Here is a 13,824-nt window from a genome sequence, read left to right as displayed (position 1 = left end):
TAGGTCCCCGGTCTCGGTGCGCCGCTTCCGGCGCTGAGCCCGCACCCGCAGCGGAACGTGCGGCCGCGGATCAGTCCTTGAGGGGGTCGTGGCCCCAGTTCATCAGGGAGTAGCGCCACCGCGTGTGCTCCACGTCCCCGTCGGGTCGCTGCGCGAGGTGGCGGTGGACGTAGCCGACGACCTTGCGCATGTGCGCCTGGTCGTCGTCGGTCAGTTCACCCTTCTTCTTACGCAGCAGCTCCACGATGCGCCTGCCGGACTCGTGCCCGACCGATTCCCCGCCGTCGGACTGGCCGACCGACTTCGACTCGTCGGTGGCCAGCCACCGCTCCAGCTCGGTCGCGGTCATGTTCACGGCGTCGTCGAACTCGCCGCTCACGAGTCGTCCTTCAACGCGGACGGCTTGTGCACCGCGTCCTTGCCGCTCTTGTCGCTGCGCACCCGGTACTGCGGGGCGTCCTCCGAGGCGCGCACCGTCCGACCCGCCGCCTCCGTGTCCTCGGTGATCTCCTCGACCACCTCGCCGTGCACCGTCTGCCCGTGGCTGGACCAGGTGACCTCGTCACCCTTGTCGAACTTCTCCTCACCCATGAGCGCAGTCTGTGTCGTCCAGCCGAAGCCCGCACGACGGTAGGGCCCCGGCCGTGTCACTTTCACCCTGGAGGATGGCCGGCGCCATGGTGCCTATCCGGCCGGGCCGTCGCCTCTCCCTCGCCGACGCGGTTGACCACGCGCAAGTGGGCTACTCAAGTGCGCACACCGGTGACCGCTCCCGCTCAAGGAGGACGACGATGACGACACGACGCCGAGACGAGGAGCAGGGCCCCGCGCACGATGAAGCCACGGAGGCCGACACCGTGGAGCAGCGCGCTGCGGCCACTCCCGTGCACGAAACCGACGTCGACACCGGATCGCCCCGAGCCGGTGCCATGGAGGCTTTCGGCGACGACGTGACCACGATGGAGGCCGACCCGGCCGACGTGGCGGAACAGCACCGGACCTGACACCCGCGAGACGTGCGGCAGCGTTCCGCGCAACCATGGGCGGGACGCGGTCGCGGATGTCGGGACGTGGTCAGCGCCAGAGCGGCTGCCGCACGCCGAGGAGTCGGTTGAGGGCCACGCCCAGCACGGTCACCAGCAGCACCCCCGCGGCGATGGCGAGCAGTTCGCGCGTGGAGGTGAGCAGGCCCAGGCTGATGATGAGCGTGGTCGCCCCGGCGGGTGGGTGGGGGCAGTCGAGCAGTCGCAGGACCAGCGCGGTCAGGGCGACGGAGAGGGCCGCGGCGCCGACGCGCGCACCCGTGACGCCCTCCTGGATGACCGGTGGGTGCTCGGTCAGGCCGAACAGGGCCAGGCAGCCCGCCCCGGCCAGGATCGCCACGCCGTGCCCGATCAGGGTGCTCCGAGGTGCGGCCGACTTCTGCAGAGGCGATTCGAAGAACAGCATCACGGCCGGACCGAGGCTGGGGAACAGGTAGGGCTGCTTGACGAGCAGGGCGACCCCGCCCACCGCGGCGAGCACCGCCAGGCACAACGCGAAGGCGTAGCCCGCGGCTCCCAGGCGGCCCGCTCGTCGTTCGGCGGCTCCGAGCACGCCGCCCGGCTCCTCGTCCAGGCCGCTCACCGGGCCGCGATGAGGGCTTGGGGCGCGGCCTGCTTGATGCGGGTGCGCAGCCAGGTCAGTTGGCGGGCGGTGTCCTGCTCGCAGGTGTTGACGACGTCGAGCAGTTCGCGGTCGCGCAGCCCTTGGGCGGCTTGGCCGACGACGGTCCAGGTGATGTCGGTCAGGCTGGCGAGGGTGTAGAGGTCTTGGAGGTCGCGCAGCAGGCCGACGGGGCCGCTGCGGGTGGATTCCAGTTCGGCGGCGTGCAGGCGCTCGGGCTCTTCCTCGCGGTGCTCGCCGTAGCGCTCCACGACCGGTGCCAGCGCCTCGGCCTGCCGGTCGACGCGGCCGGCGAGGACCTGGCAGGTGTGCCACACGTCGGGCTCCTCGCCGTGACCGCGGCCGACCTCGCGGAAGGCGTCGGCCAGCGTGGTCAGCGAGGTGTGCAGCAGTCCCAGGTAGGTGGCCAGGTGCATGGGTCAGCCCTTCGACGCGACGTGCGGCAGCACGTTCGGGGTGCGGTCCGGGGTCGGCGGCGGCGAGGGCGGGTCGACGGGGGTCGCGTCCTCGCGCACGTCGTCCTCACCGGTGGTCGCCGGGACGTTCGCCGGGTCGTTCGGTGCGGAGGCCGTGGTGGTGGGCGCGGGAGCGGGGCCGGTGGCGTCGGCCAGCTTGGTCACCCGCGCGGCGGCGATCTTGAACAGCGGCTGCTTGGACACCGAGTCCCACTCCGTGAGCGTCAGCTCGTTGGCCGCACGCGCGTGCTCGTCGCCGTCGGTGTCCCAGTAGCCGTAGTGGAAGGGGACGAAAACGACACCGTCGCGTCCGCGCTCCACGCGGGCGGGTGCCTCGACGTGGCCGCGGGGTGATTCGACGCGGACCAGGTCGCCCTCGTTCACGCCCAGGGCGGCGGCGTCGGCCGCGGACAGCTCCACCCAGGGCTCGGGTGCGGCGCGGCGCAGCTGCCGGGAACGGCCGGTCTTGGTGCGGGTGTGGAAGTGGTAGGCCGTGCGGCCGGTGGTGACCAGGAACGGGTAGTCGTCGCTCGGCTGTTCCGGCGGTGGGGCGTACTCGGCGGCTTTGAGGAAGGCACGGCCGTCGGGGCGTTGGGCTTTGTACTGCTCGGGTGAGGTGGTGCCGCCGGTGAGCAGGTCGTGGCCGTAGTCCTCGCACACGTCGGGGTGGGTGGGGAAGACGCCGTCGGCGTAGAGCCGGTCGCAGCCGTCGGGGTGGTCCTCGTTGCAGGGCCAGGGGATTCCGCTGCCGCCACGGAGCTTGTCGTAGGACAGGCCGGTGTAGTCGCACAGCCGACCCCGCGAGCACTCCTGCCACGCCTTGAACGCTTCCTCCGGCTCGGACCACTTGATCAGTGGTGCGCCGTCGAGGTCACGGAAGTCCATGCGGCGGGCGTAGTCGAGGAAGATGTCCAGGTCCGACCGCGCCTCACCCGGTGGGTCGACGGCCTTGTCCGACAGGTGCACGGTGCGGTTGACGTTGGTGAACGTGCCCTGCTTCTCACCCCACAACGCCGCCGGCAGCACCACGTCGGCGTATTCGGCGGTCTCGGTGCGGAAGCCGTCCTGCACCACCACGAACAGATCCTCCTGCGCGAGGATCTCGCGGATGCGCGGCAACTCCGGCAACGACACGGCCGGGTTGGTCGCGGAGATCCACAGGAACTTGATGGAGCCCTGCTGGGCGTAACGCCAGATCTGCATGGCGTGAGTGGGCGGCGCCCAGTGCGGGATGGTCAGCGGGTCGACGTTCCACAGCTCGGCCAGTTCGCGGATGTGCTCGGGGTTGTCCCAGTTGCGGAAGCCGGGCAGGTCGCCGTCCGCGCCGCACTCGCGGGTGTTCTGCGCGGTGGGCTGCCCGTTCATCTGCAGGATGCCACACCCCGGCCGGCCGATCAGGCCGCGCAACAGGTGCAGGTTGTTGACCTGGCACGACGCCGCCGTGGCCTGGTGCGACTGGTAGAAGCCCTGCAACACGGTCGACAGCACGCGGCCGGAGGTGCCGAAGATCCGCGCCGCGCGCCGCAGGTCCTCCGGGTCGACCCGGCAGATGCCGGCGACGTGCTCGGGCGTGTACGGCTGCACGGTGGCGGCCAGGTCGTCGTAACCCAGCGTATGGGCGGCCACCCAGTCGTGGTTCACCCACCCGTTGACGATCAGCTCGCGGATCAGGCCGTTCATCAGCGCCTGGTTGGTGCCGGGCAGCGGGGCCAGGTGCACTCCCCCGGATTCCACCGCGGCCTCGGCGACCTTGGTGCGCCGCGGGTCCACCGCGGCCACCACGGGCCGGTCCGGGCCCTGCAGCCGGTCCAGCACGCGCGCCCACAGCACGGTCTGCGTCTCGGCCATGTTGTGCCCGAACAGGAACAACGCGTCACAGGAATCGATGTCGGTGTAGCTGCCGGGCTGGCCGTCGGAGCCGAAGCTCTCCTTCAACGCCGCCGCCGCAGTGGCCGTGCACAACCGGGTGTTGCCGTCCATGTGCGGCGTACCCAAACCGGCTTTGCCGATCACACCGAGCGTGTAGTACTCCTCCAGGAACAGCTGCCCGCTGGTGTAGAAGCCGTGCGACAACGGGCCGATCTCGTCCAGCAGTTCGCGGGAGCGCCGCACCACCAGGTCCATCGCGGTGTCCCAATCGGACTCCACCAGCACACCGCCGCGCCGCACCAACGGACGGGTCAACCGGTCACGACCGTTCCACTGCCACGAACCGTACAGGCCCTTGGGACCCAGACGACCGTGGTTGACCACGTCACCGGCGCGACCCCGCACGCCGACCATGCGCCCGTCCTTGACCGCGATGTCACACCCGCAGCCGTTGCTGCACAACACGCACGCCGACTGCACCCACCGCTCCACGTCGGACTCCGCCACACCAGCGTCCAGGTGCAGGTCCACCCGCACCGGCCACGGCGCGTCCTTGGTGTGCGGCGTCCGGGCACCCCAGATGTCCGCGATCCGGTCGGCCACGTGCCCTCCCTCGGTCCCGTGTGATCACCGTGTCGACTACCCGCCGCGACGACCGTCAACCGCACCGTCCACCGGACCGCGATGGTGCGATGGGCAACCGTCGGCCCTCACCGCTCCACGACGGGTCGGTCTGTGCTTCCAGGACCGGGTCCGACGCCACTGCGAGCAGCGCTTCTCGCGTGCCACCAGCGCCGATGCGACAACGGTCCAGGATGTCGCGGTAGATCCGGTGGAGGTCGGTGGCGACGCGCGTGGGTGTGTGGCGCTGTTCGACCCGGTCGAGCGCGGCGACGGCGAACGGGGCCCGTGCCGTGCGGTCACCGAGCAGCCGCCGGGCCGCGCGGCCGAGCGCCGCCGGATCGCCCGCGCCGACCAGCAGCCCGGTCACCCCCGCGATCACGGTGTCGCTCAGGTCCCCGGTGGTCGAAGCGATGACCGGTTTCCCGCGCGCCATCGCCTCCAGCACCGGGGTCACCGGGCCCGGTACACGGGGGACGTGCACCACGACGTCGGCAGAGTCGATCAGGCGCTCGGCGATCAGGGAGTGGCGGTCGACCTCCCGCATCCGATCGGCGACGCCGAGCTTGCGTGCGCCGTCGAGCAGCCGGGTGACCTCTGCTCGCGCCCCGGAGGTGACGGTTCCGCCGTGGACTACCACCAGTTCGGCTTCGGGCAGCCATCGCAGCGCGGCGATCGCGGTGTCGGTGCCGTCCTCGGGCCGCAAACGGCTGTGGCACAGCAGTCGTGGGCGCCCGGCCGCAGCACTCGTCTCGTTCTGCGTCCGCCGGAGTTCGTCGTCGACGGTGTCGACGACGATGCCGATGTCCGATCTCGCCACTCCCCGGCTGGCCAGCGCGGTCGCCGCGGCCTTGCCGGTCACCGTGTAGTGGTCGGCTTCGGGAACAGGGTGCGCGGCGGTGGCGTAGGAGCACCAGTCGGCCACCAACGGGATTGCGCTCTCCGCGATCATGGCGCGGGCGGTCGCGGTGGAGCGCACGCCGAAGGCGTGCACCACATCGGCCCGCCCCAGCTCCCACCGGTCGCTCGACCCCGCTGTGCCGTCCTCGCCGCCGGCCATGCGGACCTGCTCGTACCGCCCCGGGCCGGGTGGTGCCTGATGGGTCGGCGCGTAGTGGACCACGTGGTGCCCTAGCCTCGCCAAACCACGGGCGAGCAGACCGACGTCCCGGTGCGCACCGCCGTCGAGTTCGACGAACGCCACCGTCACGGGCACTGTCACGCCCTCGGTGGCGTCCTCGAACGGCATGGCACCTCCACTGCGTCACCGCGCTGCCGGCCGGGGGCCCTCGGCCGGTCGACAACGTTCTCTTGACCGTAACCGGGGAGAAGGGGCCGTGCAGGACGTCACGTGCCCGGCAGCGCCCGTGCATGCCGGAAGCCCCGCCTGGTGGTCCGTTGGCATCTGCGGGAAAGCAGGAGGCTTGCTCTCACCCGGCACGGTCTGGGCTCGGGCGGCGGCGAGGCAGTGTGCTCTGGTCGAACACGTCCACCTCGAGTACCTGGACGGCGAGCGGTGACGGCCGCCTCGCAGCTCAGGCTGCGAGGGGATCACCGCCGCCGGTGATGGGCCGACCGGTGCGCTACGCCGTGGCGGTCAGGTGCCGTCGCGGTCGTCCTCGGCGTCGTCCCGCTGGTCGTCGGGCGAGGAGGAGTCCGGTTCACCGAGCCCTTCCTCCTGCTCGGTGGCGGGCTTCGCCTCGCCGGCGCGCACGGCTTCTTCCTCGGGACCGGCTCCGGTGATGTCGTCCATGCCGGTCCGATACCCGTGTCGCCCGGTGCGAAACGGGTCGTGCCCTGGACCGGCGCGATCGTGGGCACCGTCCGGGGTCGCGGTGGCCGGTGAGCGGTGGTGGGCCGGGTGCCGCCCGGCCCACCAGCACTCACGGCCGGTGGCCTTCGTCGGCGCGTTGCCGTCGCAGGTGCTCCCGTTCCGCGTCACCCTCAGGCTCCTGGTCCAGTCCTTTGTGGATCTTGTCCACCTTCTCCTCGGGCAGGTGCGGGGCCAGCAGCGGCACGGCCGGGTCCACGATCGCCTCCACGACCACCGGTCGGTCAGCGTGGAACGCCTCGTGCCACGCCTTGCCCACCTCGTCCGGTGAGTCGACCCGGATCCCGCCCAGTCCCAGCAGCTCCGCGTACGCGGCGTAGGGGAAGTCCGGCACGCGCTGCGAGGTCGGGAAGCGCGGGTCGCCCTCCATCTCACGCTGCTCCCAGGTGACCTCGTTGAGGTCGCGGTTGTGCAGCACCAGCACCACGAACCGCGGATCCGCCCAGGTGCGCCACCGGTCGGCGACGGTGATCAGCTCCAGCAGCCCGTTCATCTGCATCGCGCCGTCACCCACCAGGGCGACGACCGGCCGGTCCGGTGCGTCCAGCTTCGCGGCCAGGCCGTAGGGCAGGGCGCAGCCCATCGACGCCAGGTAGCTGGAGGTGTGCGCGGGCGCGCCGACCGGCAGGGCGAGGTGGCGGGCGAACCAGTAGGTGGCCGAACCGACGTCGACCGCCACCCGCACGTCGAGCGGCAAATGCCCGGACAGGGCGTGCACCACCAGCTCCGGGTTGAGCGGGTCGGCGGGGGCCTGGGCGCGTTTCCCGGCGATGCGCCGCCACCGGGCCACGGAGGTGAACACCTGCTGTTCCCACCGGCGGTCGGGGTTGCGGCGCAGCAGCGGCAGCAGCGCCCGCAGCGTCTCGGTGGTGTCCCCCACCAGTGGGACCTCGACGGGGTACTTGCTGCCGACCACGCGCGCCTCGATGTCGATCTGCACGGCACGCGCCTGTCCCGGCTCGGGGTAGAACTCGGTCCACGGGTCGTTGCTGCCGACGATGAGCAGCGTGTCGCAGCCCGACATCAACTCGGCCGAAGCGGTGGTGCCCAGGTGGCCCATCACCCCGGTGTGCCAGGGGGCGTCCTCGGGGATCACCGGCTTGCCCACCAGCGACGCCGTCACCCCCGCGCCCAGCACCTCGACCACCCGCGCGATCTCGCGCTCCGCGCGGGCCGCACCGCGCCCGACCAGCAGCGCGACCTTCCGACCGGCGTTGAGCACGTCCGCGGCGCGGCGCAAATCGTCGGTGCGCGGCAGCACCCGAGGCCGGGCCACGACCGCCGAGGAGGGAACCACGCCGTGGGTGTGCGGCAGTTCCTCCACCGCGTCGGCCCGTTGCACGTCGTGCGGCACGATCAGGCACGTCGGCACCCGCTCGGAGATCGCGGTACGCATCGCGTTGTCCAGCAGCACCGGCAGCTGCTCGGGCGAGGACACCGTCTGCAGGTACTGGCCGCAGACGTCCTTGAACAGCGCGTGCAGATCCACCTCTTGCAGGTAACCCGTACCGAGCGCGGTGGACACGACCTGCCCGACGACCGCCACCACCGGCCGGTGGTCCAGCTTCGCGTCGTACAGCCCGTTGAGCAGGTGGATCGCGCCGGGCCCCTGGGTGGCCAGGCAGACGCCGACCTGACCGGTGTACTTGGCGTGCCCGGTGGCCATGAACGCGGCCATCTCCTCGTGCCGCACCGGCACGAACTCCGGATCGCCGCCGGCCCGGTGCAGGGCGGCCAGGATCGGGTCGATCCCGTCGCCCGCGTAGCCGAACACCCTGGGCACGCCCCAGGTCCGCAGCCTCCGGACGAGCGCGTCCGCGACGGTGGCGCTCATGCGACGTCCAGGACGGTCTTGAGCCAGCCCTCTTCGCGCCGGTCGAAGGTCTCGTACGCCTCGACCGCGTCGACCGGGTCCTCGTGCTGGGTGATGAACGCGGTGGGGTCGACCGTGCCGCTGACCACGAGGTCGAGCAGTTCGGGCAGGTAGCGGCGGTGGTTGCAGTTGCCCATCTTCACGGTGAGGTTCTTGTTCATCGCCTCGCCGATCGGGAAGCTGCTGAAACCGGGCGGGTAGACGCCGATGATCCCGATGCTGCCCGCCTTGGCCACCGCCTGCACCGCCCAGTGGAGGGCTTGGCTGGGCGCGTCGCCGGGCACCCACTGCTCCCCGCTGGGGTTGGCGTCAGGGGCGGCCTGCCGGCGTTCCTGCTCGAACTCCTCCGCCTGCTGTTCGGCCTGCCCGGCGGCCGGGCCGGTCTTGGGGCGCTGGGCGTCCACGCCGACGGCTTCGATGACGCGGTCCACGCCGATGCCGCCGGTCAGCTCCTTGACCAGCGCGACGGGGTCCTCGCGGTTGAAGTCGACCGTCTCGGCGTTCTGCTCGCGGGCCTTGTCCAGCCGCGAGGCGATGCCGTCGACCACGAACACCCGGCCCGCGCCCTGCCGCTTGGCCGAGGCGATCGCGAACTGCCCCACCACGCCCGCGCCCAGCACCAGCACGCTGTCGCCCTTGCGGATCTCGGCCAGCCGCGCGCCGAACCAGGCGGTGGGGAAGATGTCGGACAGCAGGATGGCCTGGTCGTCGCTGACCGCGTCCGGGACGCGCACCAGGGTCGTCATGGCGAACGGCACCCGCGCGTACTCCGCCTGCAACCCGTCCACCGGGCCGGTCGTCTCCGGCCCGCCGAAGAACGACGTACCCGCCGACGGCCCGTTCGGGTTGGCGGTGTCGCACTGCGCGTAGTAACCGGCCCGACAGTAGGAACACGTGCCGCACCCGATCGTGGAAGTCACCACGACCCGGTCACCAGGGGTGAACCCACGCACGGCGGGACCCACCTCCTCGACGACGCCGACCGCCTCGTGCCCGAGGACCGTGCCCTCGACCATGCCGGGCATCGTGCCGCGCACCAGGTGCAGGTCCGTGCCGCAAATCGCGCTACGCGTGATCCGCACGATCGCGTCACTCGGCTCCGAGATCTTCGGGTCGGGCACCTCGTCCAACCGGATGTCCCCGGCCCCGTGCCACACCACAGCCTTCATACCGTCCCCTCCATCGCCGTCCACGGACGGCTTCCCGCGCGACCGGCGCCGAAACGCCACCACCCCGGCCGGACACCCGGGTGTTGCGCTCCAGCACCGGTGGTCAGCGGTTGCGGCCGGACAGCGCGTCGCGCAGCCGGTCGATCAACCCCGTGCCCGGGTTGAGCAGGAGGTTGGCCGGGGGCCTGTCCGGGGCCGCCGGGTGGGGGCGGGTGGGGGCGATCTTCTTGGCCGCGATGACCTTGCGCCCCAGCTCCTGGAGGTCCTCGGCGGAGCAGCGGGCGGCGAGCTGGGGCAGCAGGTCCTCTTCCTCGTCCTTGATGTGGTGGCGGATCTCGCGCATCAGCTCGATCAGCAGCTCGTCGAAGCGGGGGTCGGTCGGCTCCACGCCCTCCAGCTCCTTCATCACCCGCTCGGCCTCGGCGTGCTCCTCGATCTCGTGGTCGGCCACCTCGTCGCCGTTCGGCAGGACCTTGCGGGCGGCCGGGTACATGAGCTGCTCCTCGGCCACCGAGTGCCGCACCAGCTCTGTGATCACGTGATCGGCCAGCGCCCGCCGGTGTTCGGGCGTGCCCTGCCCGGACTCCAGCTCCTGGAACAGTTGTTCGACCTCGCGGTGGTCGGCGGTGATCACGCGGACCAGGTCGGTGTCGCGCTCGCGCTCAACGGTCACGGAGTCCTCCTCGAAACGCCGGGTGACCGCCGCTTACCCGAGCCGGACGGGTTCAACCACCTGTCACCTCCGTCGGGCACGGGCGGTCGCGTCACTTGTTGCCGGGTTCCTGGGTTCGACGTTCGAACTCGCTGTGCCCGTTGGGGCACTTCGGGATCTCCTCGCCTTGTGTGACGTGGACCTTCTCGTCGCACTTGGCGCAGTGGAACGTCCCGGTCTTCTGCGCCTTCTCCCCGGCATGGGCGGACATCTCGCCACCTCCGTCAACCGATGGTGGCCAGCAGGTCGCGGCACGCCCGCTCGCAGTTGCGGCACGCCTCGGCGCAGATGCGGCAGTGTTCGTGCATGTCCGCGTGCCCTTCGCACTCGTCCGCGCAGGACTTGCACGCCATCGCGCACGCCTCCAGCAACGACCGGCTGATGTTGGCGTCGTAACCGGTGTGCCGCGACAGCACCCGCGCGGTGGTGGAGCAGATGTCGGCGCAGTCGAGGTCCGTGCGCACGCACTTGGTCAGCTCCGCCACCGAGCTTTCGCTCAGGCAGGCGTCCGCGCACGCCGTGCACGCCTGGGCGCAGGCGATCAGCGCGTCGATCGCCGCGGCCAGCTTGGTCCGGTCCAGGTTGATCTCGGCCGGGTAGGTCTCCAGCATCGGCATCGTCGTGGTGGTCAAGCGGATCACTCCTTGGTTCGTGGTGTCACCGGAGTCGGACGGGTCCGGCGTCGATCGGCACGCGGAACAGGTGGTAAGGCTTGCGCCTGCGGTCCTGCCCGCCCTGGTACTTGGCCTGGCGGTGCAGCTGGTTGGCGGTGACGTAGAGGTAGCCGTCGGCGACCGACATCGTGTCCGGCCACAGCAGCCGCGGGTCGTGCGCGACGGTCTCGAACGCGCCGTCCGGCAGCCGGCGCAGCACCGCGTCGTGCTCGTAGTTCGTCAGGTACAGCCGGCCCGCGTCGTCGGTCTCCAAGCCGTCCGCGCCGCCGCCCTTGTCGCCCTCGTCGACCACCTGCTCCCCCACCTCGTCGTCGGGCAACGACCGGTCCAGCAGGGCGTGCGTGGGCACGCTGTACCAGCGGCGCGACGCCAGCGGGCAGTAGTACAGGCGGGCGCCGTCGGCACTGATGGCGATGCCGTCCGCGCCCATCGCCACCGGCTTCGGCTCTTCGTCGGCGGGGCGCTCCAGGAACGGGGCGCCCTCCACGACCGGGCGGAACGTCTCCAGCGGCTCCGCCTTGGTGGAGGGGTGGTCGTGCAGCCTGCGCCACGACTCGCCGCTGTCCAGGTCCACCACGATGATCCCGTTGGGCCCCGAGTCGGCCGAGTCGGTGATGTAGGCGACCCCGGCCTCACCGCGGCGCAGGTCGAACCGCACGTCGTTGAGATAGGTCGTCTCCAGGACAACGTCGGTCGGGAACGTGATCACCTTGACCACGGTGTCGGTGGCCAGGTCGACGCACACCAGCTTCGGCCCACCGGGCTTGGTCGGCCGGAACAGCGGGCTGCCGGTGTCGAGCACCCACAGCCGGTCGGCCGGGTCCACCACGATGCTCTGCACCGACACGAAAGCGCCCTCGTCGTCATCACCCGACGGTGAGTTCCACGCCTGATCGGGGAACGGCACCTCGACGCCGTCACGCAGCTCCACCACGGTCGCCGACACCTCGTCACCCCACAGGGGGAAGTTCACGAACACCCGACCGGTGTGCGACACGCTCACCCCGGTGGGCATCGGACCGGTGAACCCGTGCACCAGTTCCAGCTCGCTCACGCGGACACTCCTCACTGGACCGGCGGGTACTGGGCCTGCTTGAGCAGCCGCGCCAGGTGCGCGGCGTTGTTCGCCAGCTTCTTGTTCGTCGAGGCCACCGGATCGGGCGTCTTTTCCAGCTCGATGTAGTCCTTGGGTGTCATCGCCTCGTTGTTCCAGTACGTGCCGCCGCTGGCCGGGATGGTGAAGCCCACGTCGTTGAGCGCCTGGAAGCAGTCGGCGATGATCTTGTGCGCGCCGTCCTCGTTGCCGACCACCGCCACCACCGCGACCTTGCCGTAGGTCAGCAGGCGGCCCTCGTCGTCGGTCTCCGACAGTTCCGCGTCCAGCCGCTCCATCACCCGCTGCGCCACGCTGGACGGGTGACCCACCCAGGTGGGTGTGGCGAAGACGAGGATGTCGGCGGCCAGGACCCGTTCCCGGATCATCGGCCACTCGTCGCCCTCGCCCATGTCCTTTTCCACGCCGGGGCGCACGTCGTGGTCCACGACCCGGATCAGGTCGCCCGCCACACCGTGCGCGGCCAGCTCGTCGAGCACCTGCCGGGCAAGCTTGTCGGTGCTCGAAGGCTCGGGCGTAGGTTTGAGGGAACAGGTCAACGCGAGCGCGGTCAACGTCGTGGGAGCCATGCACAGGGCCTACCCACTCAACCCGGCCCCAATCTGCACGGCGTCCGGCACGCCGTCATGCTCACGCCTCGTCGACTCGCCGCTCCCCTCGCGCGGACGGCTCGCACACCACGTACTCGGCGCGGTCGTCACCACACGCCAGTACCGCCGATCCGGTGCACGCCCACGATGTTCACCCGGTCAAGTGGTCGGCGACCTCCACGCACCGCACAGCCGCGCCAACCTGGCACCTCCCGGTACCGCGCGGCCCACACCAACCGGTGATCCACGGCGAAGCGGAAGTGCAGACGACCGACGCCGGGGTACTCGGCGACCATGACCCTCAACCCGATCCAAGTCCAGAAGTTCCTCTCCGGTGTCGACTACCCCGCCACCAAGGACGACATTGTCGAGACCGCCCGCTCCCACGGAGCCGACGACGACACCCTCGACGCCCTGCGCAACCTGCCACGCGACGACTTCAACTCCCCCAACGACATCAGCGAAGCCATCGGCCAACAGAACTAGAAACCCGACGGGGCGGGTCGGGACGAGGAGAACGCGAACCCCGCCCCGACCCGCCACCCGCTGGATCAGCGAATCCGCCGGGGCCGGCCGGTGGAACCGGACCGATGGAGGAAAGGCACTCATGGGCGAGGTCACCGCAGTGGACGTGCTGCTGGACGGGTTCGGACGGGTCCGCGAGTCCGTGGAACGCATGCTGGACGGCCTGACCCCCGATCAGCTCACCCACCGGGTCGGCGGCACGGCGAACCCGATCGCCTGGCTGGTCTGGCACCTCACCCGCGTCCAGGACGACCACGTCGCCGACGTCGCCGGCACCGAACAGGTCTGGACCGCCGACGACTGGGCCGAGCGCTTCGACCTGCCGCTGTCCACCGACGACACCGGCTACGGGCACGACAGCGACCAGGTCGCCGCCGTCACCGCACCCTCAGACCTGCTGCTCGGCTACCACCGGGCGGTGCATGAACGCACGGAAACCTACGTGCGCGCCCTGAGCGCCGAAGACCTGACCCGGGTCGTGGACGAGTCCTGGGACCCACCCGTGACCCTGGCCGTGCGGCTGCTCAGCGTCATCGAGGACGACCTCCAGCACGTCGGCCAGGCCGCCTTCGTGCGCGGCGTCCTATCCCGCACTTGACCCGGAACACGCCGCGCCCCTTCCACGGTTTCTCCACCATGCCGCCGACTCAATCATTCGCCGACGCGGTCGATGCTGCCAATTACCCGGCGAAAAACGCTTCTTTGCGCCAGCAAGCAAGGATGCGG

17 protein-coding genes are annotated in these 13,824 nt (G+C 70.9%); 3 read left to right on the top strand and 14 right to left on the bottom strand.

The window, feature by feature from the left end; all coding sequences use genetic code 11:
* Nucleotides 1-70: 70 nt before the first annotated feature.
* Both A6A25_RS32925 and A6A25_RS32920 read right to left on the bottom strand, forming a co-directional pair.
* Nucleotides 71-379 (bottom strand): DUF3140 domain-containing protein, encoded by a 309-nt coding sequence (locus A6A25_RS32925; RefSeq protein WP_073896918.1) that lies wholly within the window; start codon nt 377-379, stop codon nt 71-73.
* Nucleotides 376-591, bottom strand: coding sequence for a DUF2945 domain-containing protein (locus A6A25_RS32920; RefSeq protein WP_073896917.1), 216 nt, complete (start codon nt 589-591; stop codon nt 376-378). Before A6A25_RS32920 ends, A6A25_RS32925 begins: the two co-directional genes overlap by 4 nt.
* A gap of 200 nt (nt 592-791) precedes the next feature.
* On the opposite strand from A6A25_RS32920, the gene A6A25_RS43490 reads away from it, so the two are divergent.
* Entirely contained in the window at nt 792-1,004 is a 213-nt protein-coding gene (locus A6A25_RS43490) for a hypothetical protein (RefSeq protein ID WP_143193560.1), read from the top strand.
* 70 nt (nt 1,005-1,074) lie between these two features.
* On the opposite strand, the gene A6A25_RS32910 is transcribed toward A6A25_RS43490, so the two are convergent.
* The 12 genes from A6A25_RS32910 to A6A25_RS32855 form a co-directional block, all read right to left on the bottom strand.
* Entirely contained in the window at nt 1,075-1,626 is a 552-nt protein-coding gene (locus tag A6A25_RS32910) for an HPP family protein (RefSeq protein WP_241829036.1), read from the bottom strand.
* Nucleotides 1,623-2,081 (bottom strand): hypothetical protein, encoded by a 459-nt coding sequence (locus A6A25_RS32905; protein ID WP_073896915.1) that lies wholly within the window; start codon nt 2,079-2,081, stop codon nt 1,623-1,625. Before A6A25_RS32905 ends, A6A25_RS32910 begins: the two co-directional genes overlap by 4 nt.
* Nucleotides 2,082-2,084: 3 nt before the next feature.
* Nucleotides 2,085-4,592 carry a molybdopterin oxidoreductase family protein gene (locus A6A25_RS32900; RefSeq protein WP_073896914.1) on the bottom strand — a complete coding sequence of 836 codons (2,508 nt, stop codon included), beginning with the start codon at nt 4,590-4,592 and terminating at the stop codon, nt 2,085-2,087.
* A 55-nt stretch (nt 4,593-4,647) separates the two neighbouring features.
* Nucleotides 4,648-5,859 carry a glycosyltransferase family 4 protein gene (locus tag A6A25_RS32895; RefSeq protein ID WP_073896912.1) on the bottom strand — a complete coding sequence of 404 codons (1,212 nt, stop codon included), beginning with the start codon at nt 5,857-5,859 and terminating at the stop codon, nt 4,648-4,650.
* A 348-nt stretch (nt 5,860-6,207) separates the two neighbouring features.
* Complete coding sequence (locus A6A25_RS44955; protein ID WP_198932943.1) at nt 6,208-6,363, bottom strand: hypothetical protein; 156 nt, start codon at nt 6,361-6,363, stop codon at nt 6,208-6,210.
* Between the two features lie 130 nt (nt 6,364-6,493).
* Nucleotides 6,494-8,275 carry a thiamine pyrophosphate-requiring protein gene (locus A6A25_RS32885; RefSeq protein WP_073896908.1) on the bottom strand — a complete coding sequence of 594 codons (1,782 nt, stop codon included), beginning with the start codon at nt 8,273-8,275 and terminating at the stop codon, nt 6,494-6,496.
* Nucleotides 8,272-9,483: a zinc-dependent alcohol dehydrogenase gene (locus A6A25_RS32880; RefSeq protein ID WP_073896906.1), complete on the bottom strand. Its 1,212-nt coding sequence runs from the start codon at nt 9,481-9,483 to the stop codon at nt 8,272-8,274. Before A6A25_RS32880 ends, A6A25_RS32885 begins: the two co-directional genes overlap by 4 nt.
* A gap of 103 nt (nt 9,484-9,586) precedes the next feature.
* Nucleotides 9,587-10,156: a hemerythrin domain-containing protein gene (locus A6A25_RS32875; protein ID WP_073896904.1), complete on the bottom strand. Its 570-nt coding sequence runs from the start codon at nt 10,154-10,156 to the stop codon at nt 9,587-9,589.
* Nucleotides 10,157-10,247: 91 nt separating this feature from the next.
* Complete coding sequence (locus A6A25_RS32870) at nt 10,248-10,406, bottom strand: zinc ribbon-containing protein (RefSeq protein WP_073896903.1); 159 nt, start codon at nt 10,404-10,406, stop codon at nt 10,248-10,250.
* A gap of 13 nt (nt 10,407-10,419) precedes the next feature.
* Entirely contained in the window at nt 10,420-10,836 is a 417-nt protein-coding gene (locus A6A25_RS32865; RefSeq protein WP_380734730.1) for a four-helix bundle copper-binding protein, read from the bottom strand.
* A 16-nt stretch (nt 10,837-10,852) separates the two neighbouring features.
* Nucleotides 10,853-11,923: a major royal jelly family protein gene (locus A6A25_RS32860; protein WP_241829035.1), complete on the bottom strand. Its 1,071-nt coding sequence runs from the start codon at nt 11,921-11,923 to the stop codon at nt 10,853-10,855.
* Between the two features lie 11 nt (nt 11,924-11,934).
* On the bottom strand, nt 11,935-12,552 hold the full coding sequence (locus A6A25_RS32855) for a flavodoxin family protein (protein ID WP_073896900.1): 618 nt from the start codon (nt 12,550-12,552) through the stop codon (nt 11,935-11,937).
* Between the two features lie 315 nt (nt 12,553-12,867).
* Between A6A25_RS32855 and A6A25_RS32845 the strand changes: the two genes are divergently transcribed.
* Together A6A25_RS32845 and A6A25_RS32840 are read left to right on the top strand one after the other, a co-directional pair.
* Nucleotides 12,868-13,059 (top strand): DUF2795 domain-containing protein, encoded by a 192-nt coding sequence (locus tag A6A25_RS32845; protein ID WP_073896897.1) that lies wholly within the window; start codon nt 12,868-12,870, stop codon nt 13,057-13,059.
* A 121-nt stretch (nt 13,060-13,180) separates the two neighbouring features.
* On the top strand, nt 13,181-13,696 hold the full coding sequence (locus A6A25_RS32840; RefSeq protein ID WP_073896895.1) for a mycothiol transferase: 516 nt from the start codon (nt 13,181-13,183) through the stop codon (nt 13,694-13,696).
* Nucleotides 13,697-13,824: the final 128 nt, after the last annotated feature.

This window comes from Saccharothrix sp. CB00851, from assembly GCF_001905065.1.
Taxonomy (GTDB): domain Bacteria; phylum Actinomycetota; class Actinomycetes; order Mycobacteriales; family Pseudonocardiaceae; genus Actinosynnema.
This window is presented reverse-complemented; position numbering and strand designations above follow the sequence as displayed.

Excerpts from the sequence above, each read along its gene's own strand:
- A6A25_RS32920 (WP_073896917.1), bottom strand. The coding sequence starts at position 591 with ATGGGTGAGGAGAAGTTCGACAAGGGTGACGAGGTCACCTGGTCCAGC.
- A6A25_RS43490 (WP_143193560.1), top strand. The coding sequence starts at position 792 with ATGACGACACGACGCCGAGACGAGGAGCAGGGCCCCGCGCACGATGAA.
- A6A25_RS32905 (WP_073896915.1), bottom strand. The coding sequence starts at position 2,081 with ATGCACCTGGCCACCTACCTGGGACTGCTGCACACCTCGCTGACCACG.
- A6A25_RS32895 (WP_073896912.1), bottom strand. The coding sequence starts at position 5,859 with ATGCCGTTCGAGGACGCCACCGAGGGCGTGACAGTGCCCGTGACGGTG.
- A6A25_RS44955 (WP_198932943.1), bottom strand. The coding sequence starts at position 6,363 with ATGGACGACATCACCGGAGCCGGTCCCGAGGAAGAAGCCGTGCGCGCC.
- A6A25_RS32885 (WP_073896908.1), bottom strand. The coding sequence starts at position 8,275 with ATGAGCGCCACCGTCGCGGACGCGCTCGTCCGGAGGCTGCGGACCTGG.
- A6A25_RS32880 (WP_073896906.1), bottom strand. The coding sequence starts at position 9,483 with ATGAAGGCTGTGGTGTGGCACGGGGCCGGGGACATCCGGTTGGACGAG.
- A6A25_RS32870 (WP_073896903.1), bottom strand. The coding sequence starts at position 10,406 with ATGTCCGCCCATGCCGGGGAGAAGGCGCAGAAGACCGGGACGTTCCAC.
- A6A25_RS32855 (WP_073896900.1), bottom strand. The coding sequence starts at position 12,552 with ATGGCTCCCACGACGTTGACCGCGCTCGCGTTGACCTGTTCCCTCAAA.
- A6A25_RS32845 (WP_073896897.1), top strand. The coding sequence starts at position 12,868 with ATGACCCTCAACCCGATCCAAGTCCAGAAGTTCCTCTCCGGTGTCGAC.
- A6A25_RS32840 (WP_073896895.1), top strand. The coding sequence starts at position 13,181 with ATGGGCGAGGTCACCGCAGTGGACGTGCTGCTGGACGGGTTCGGACGG.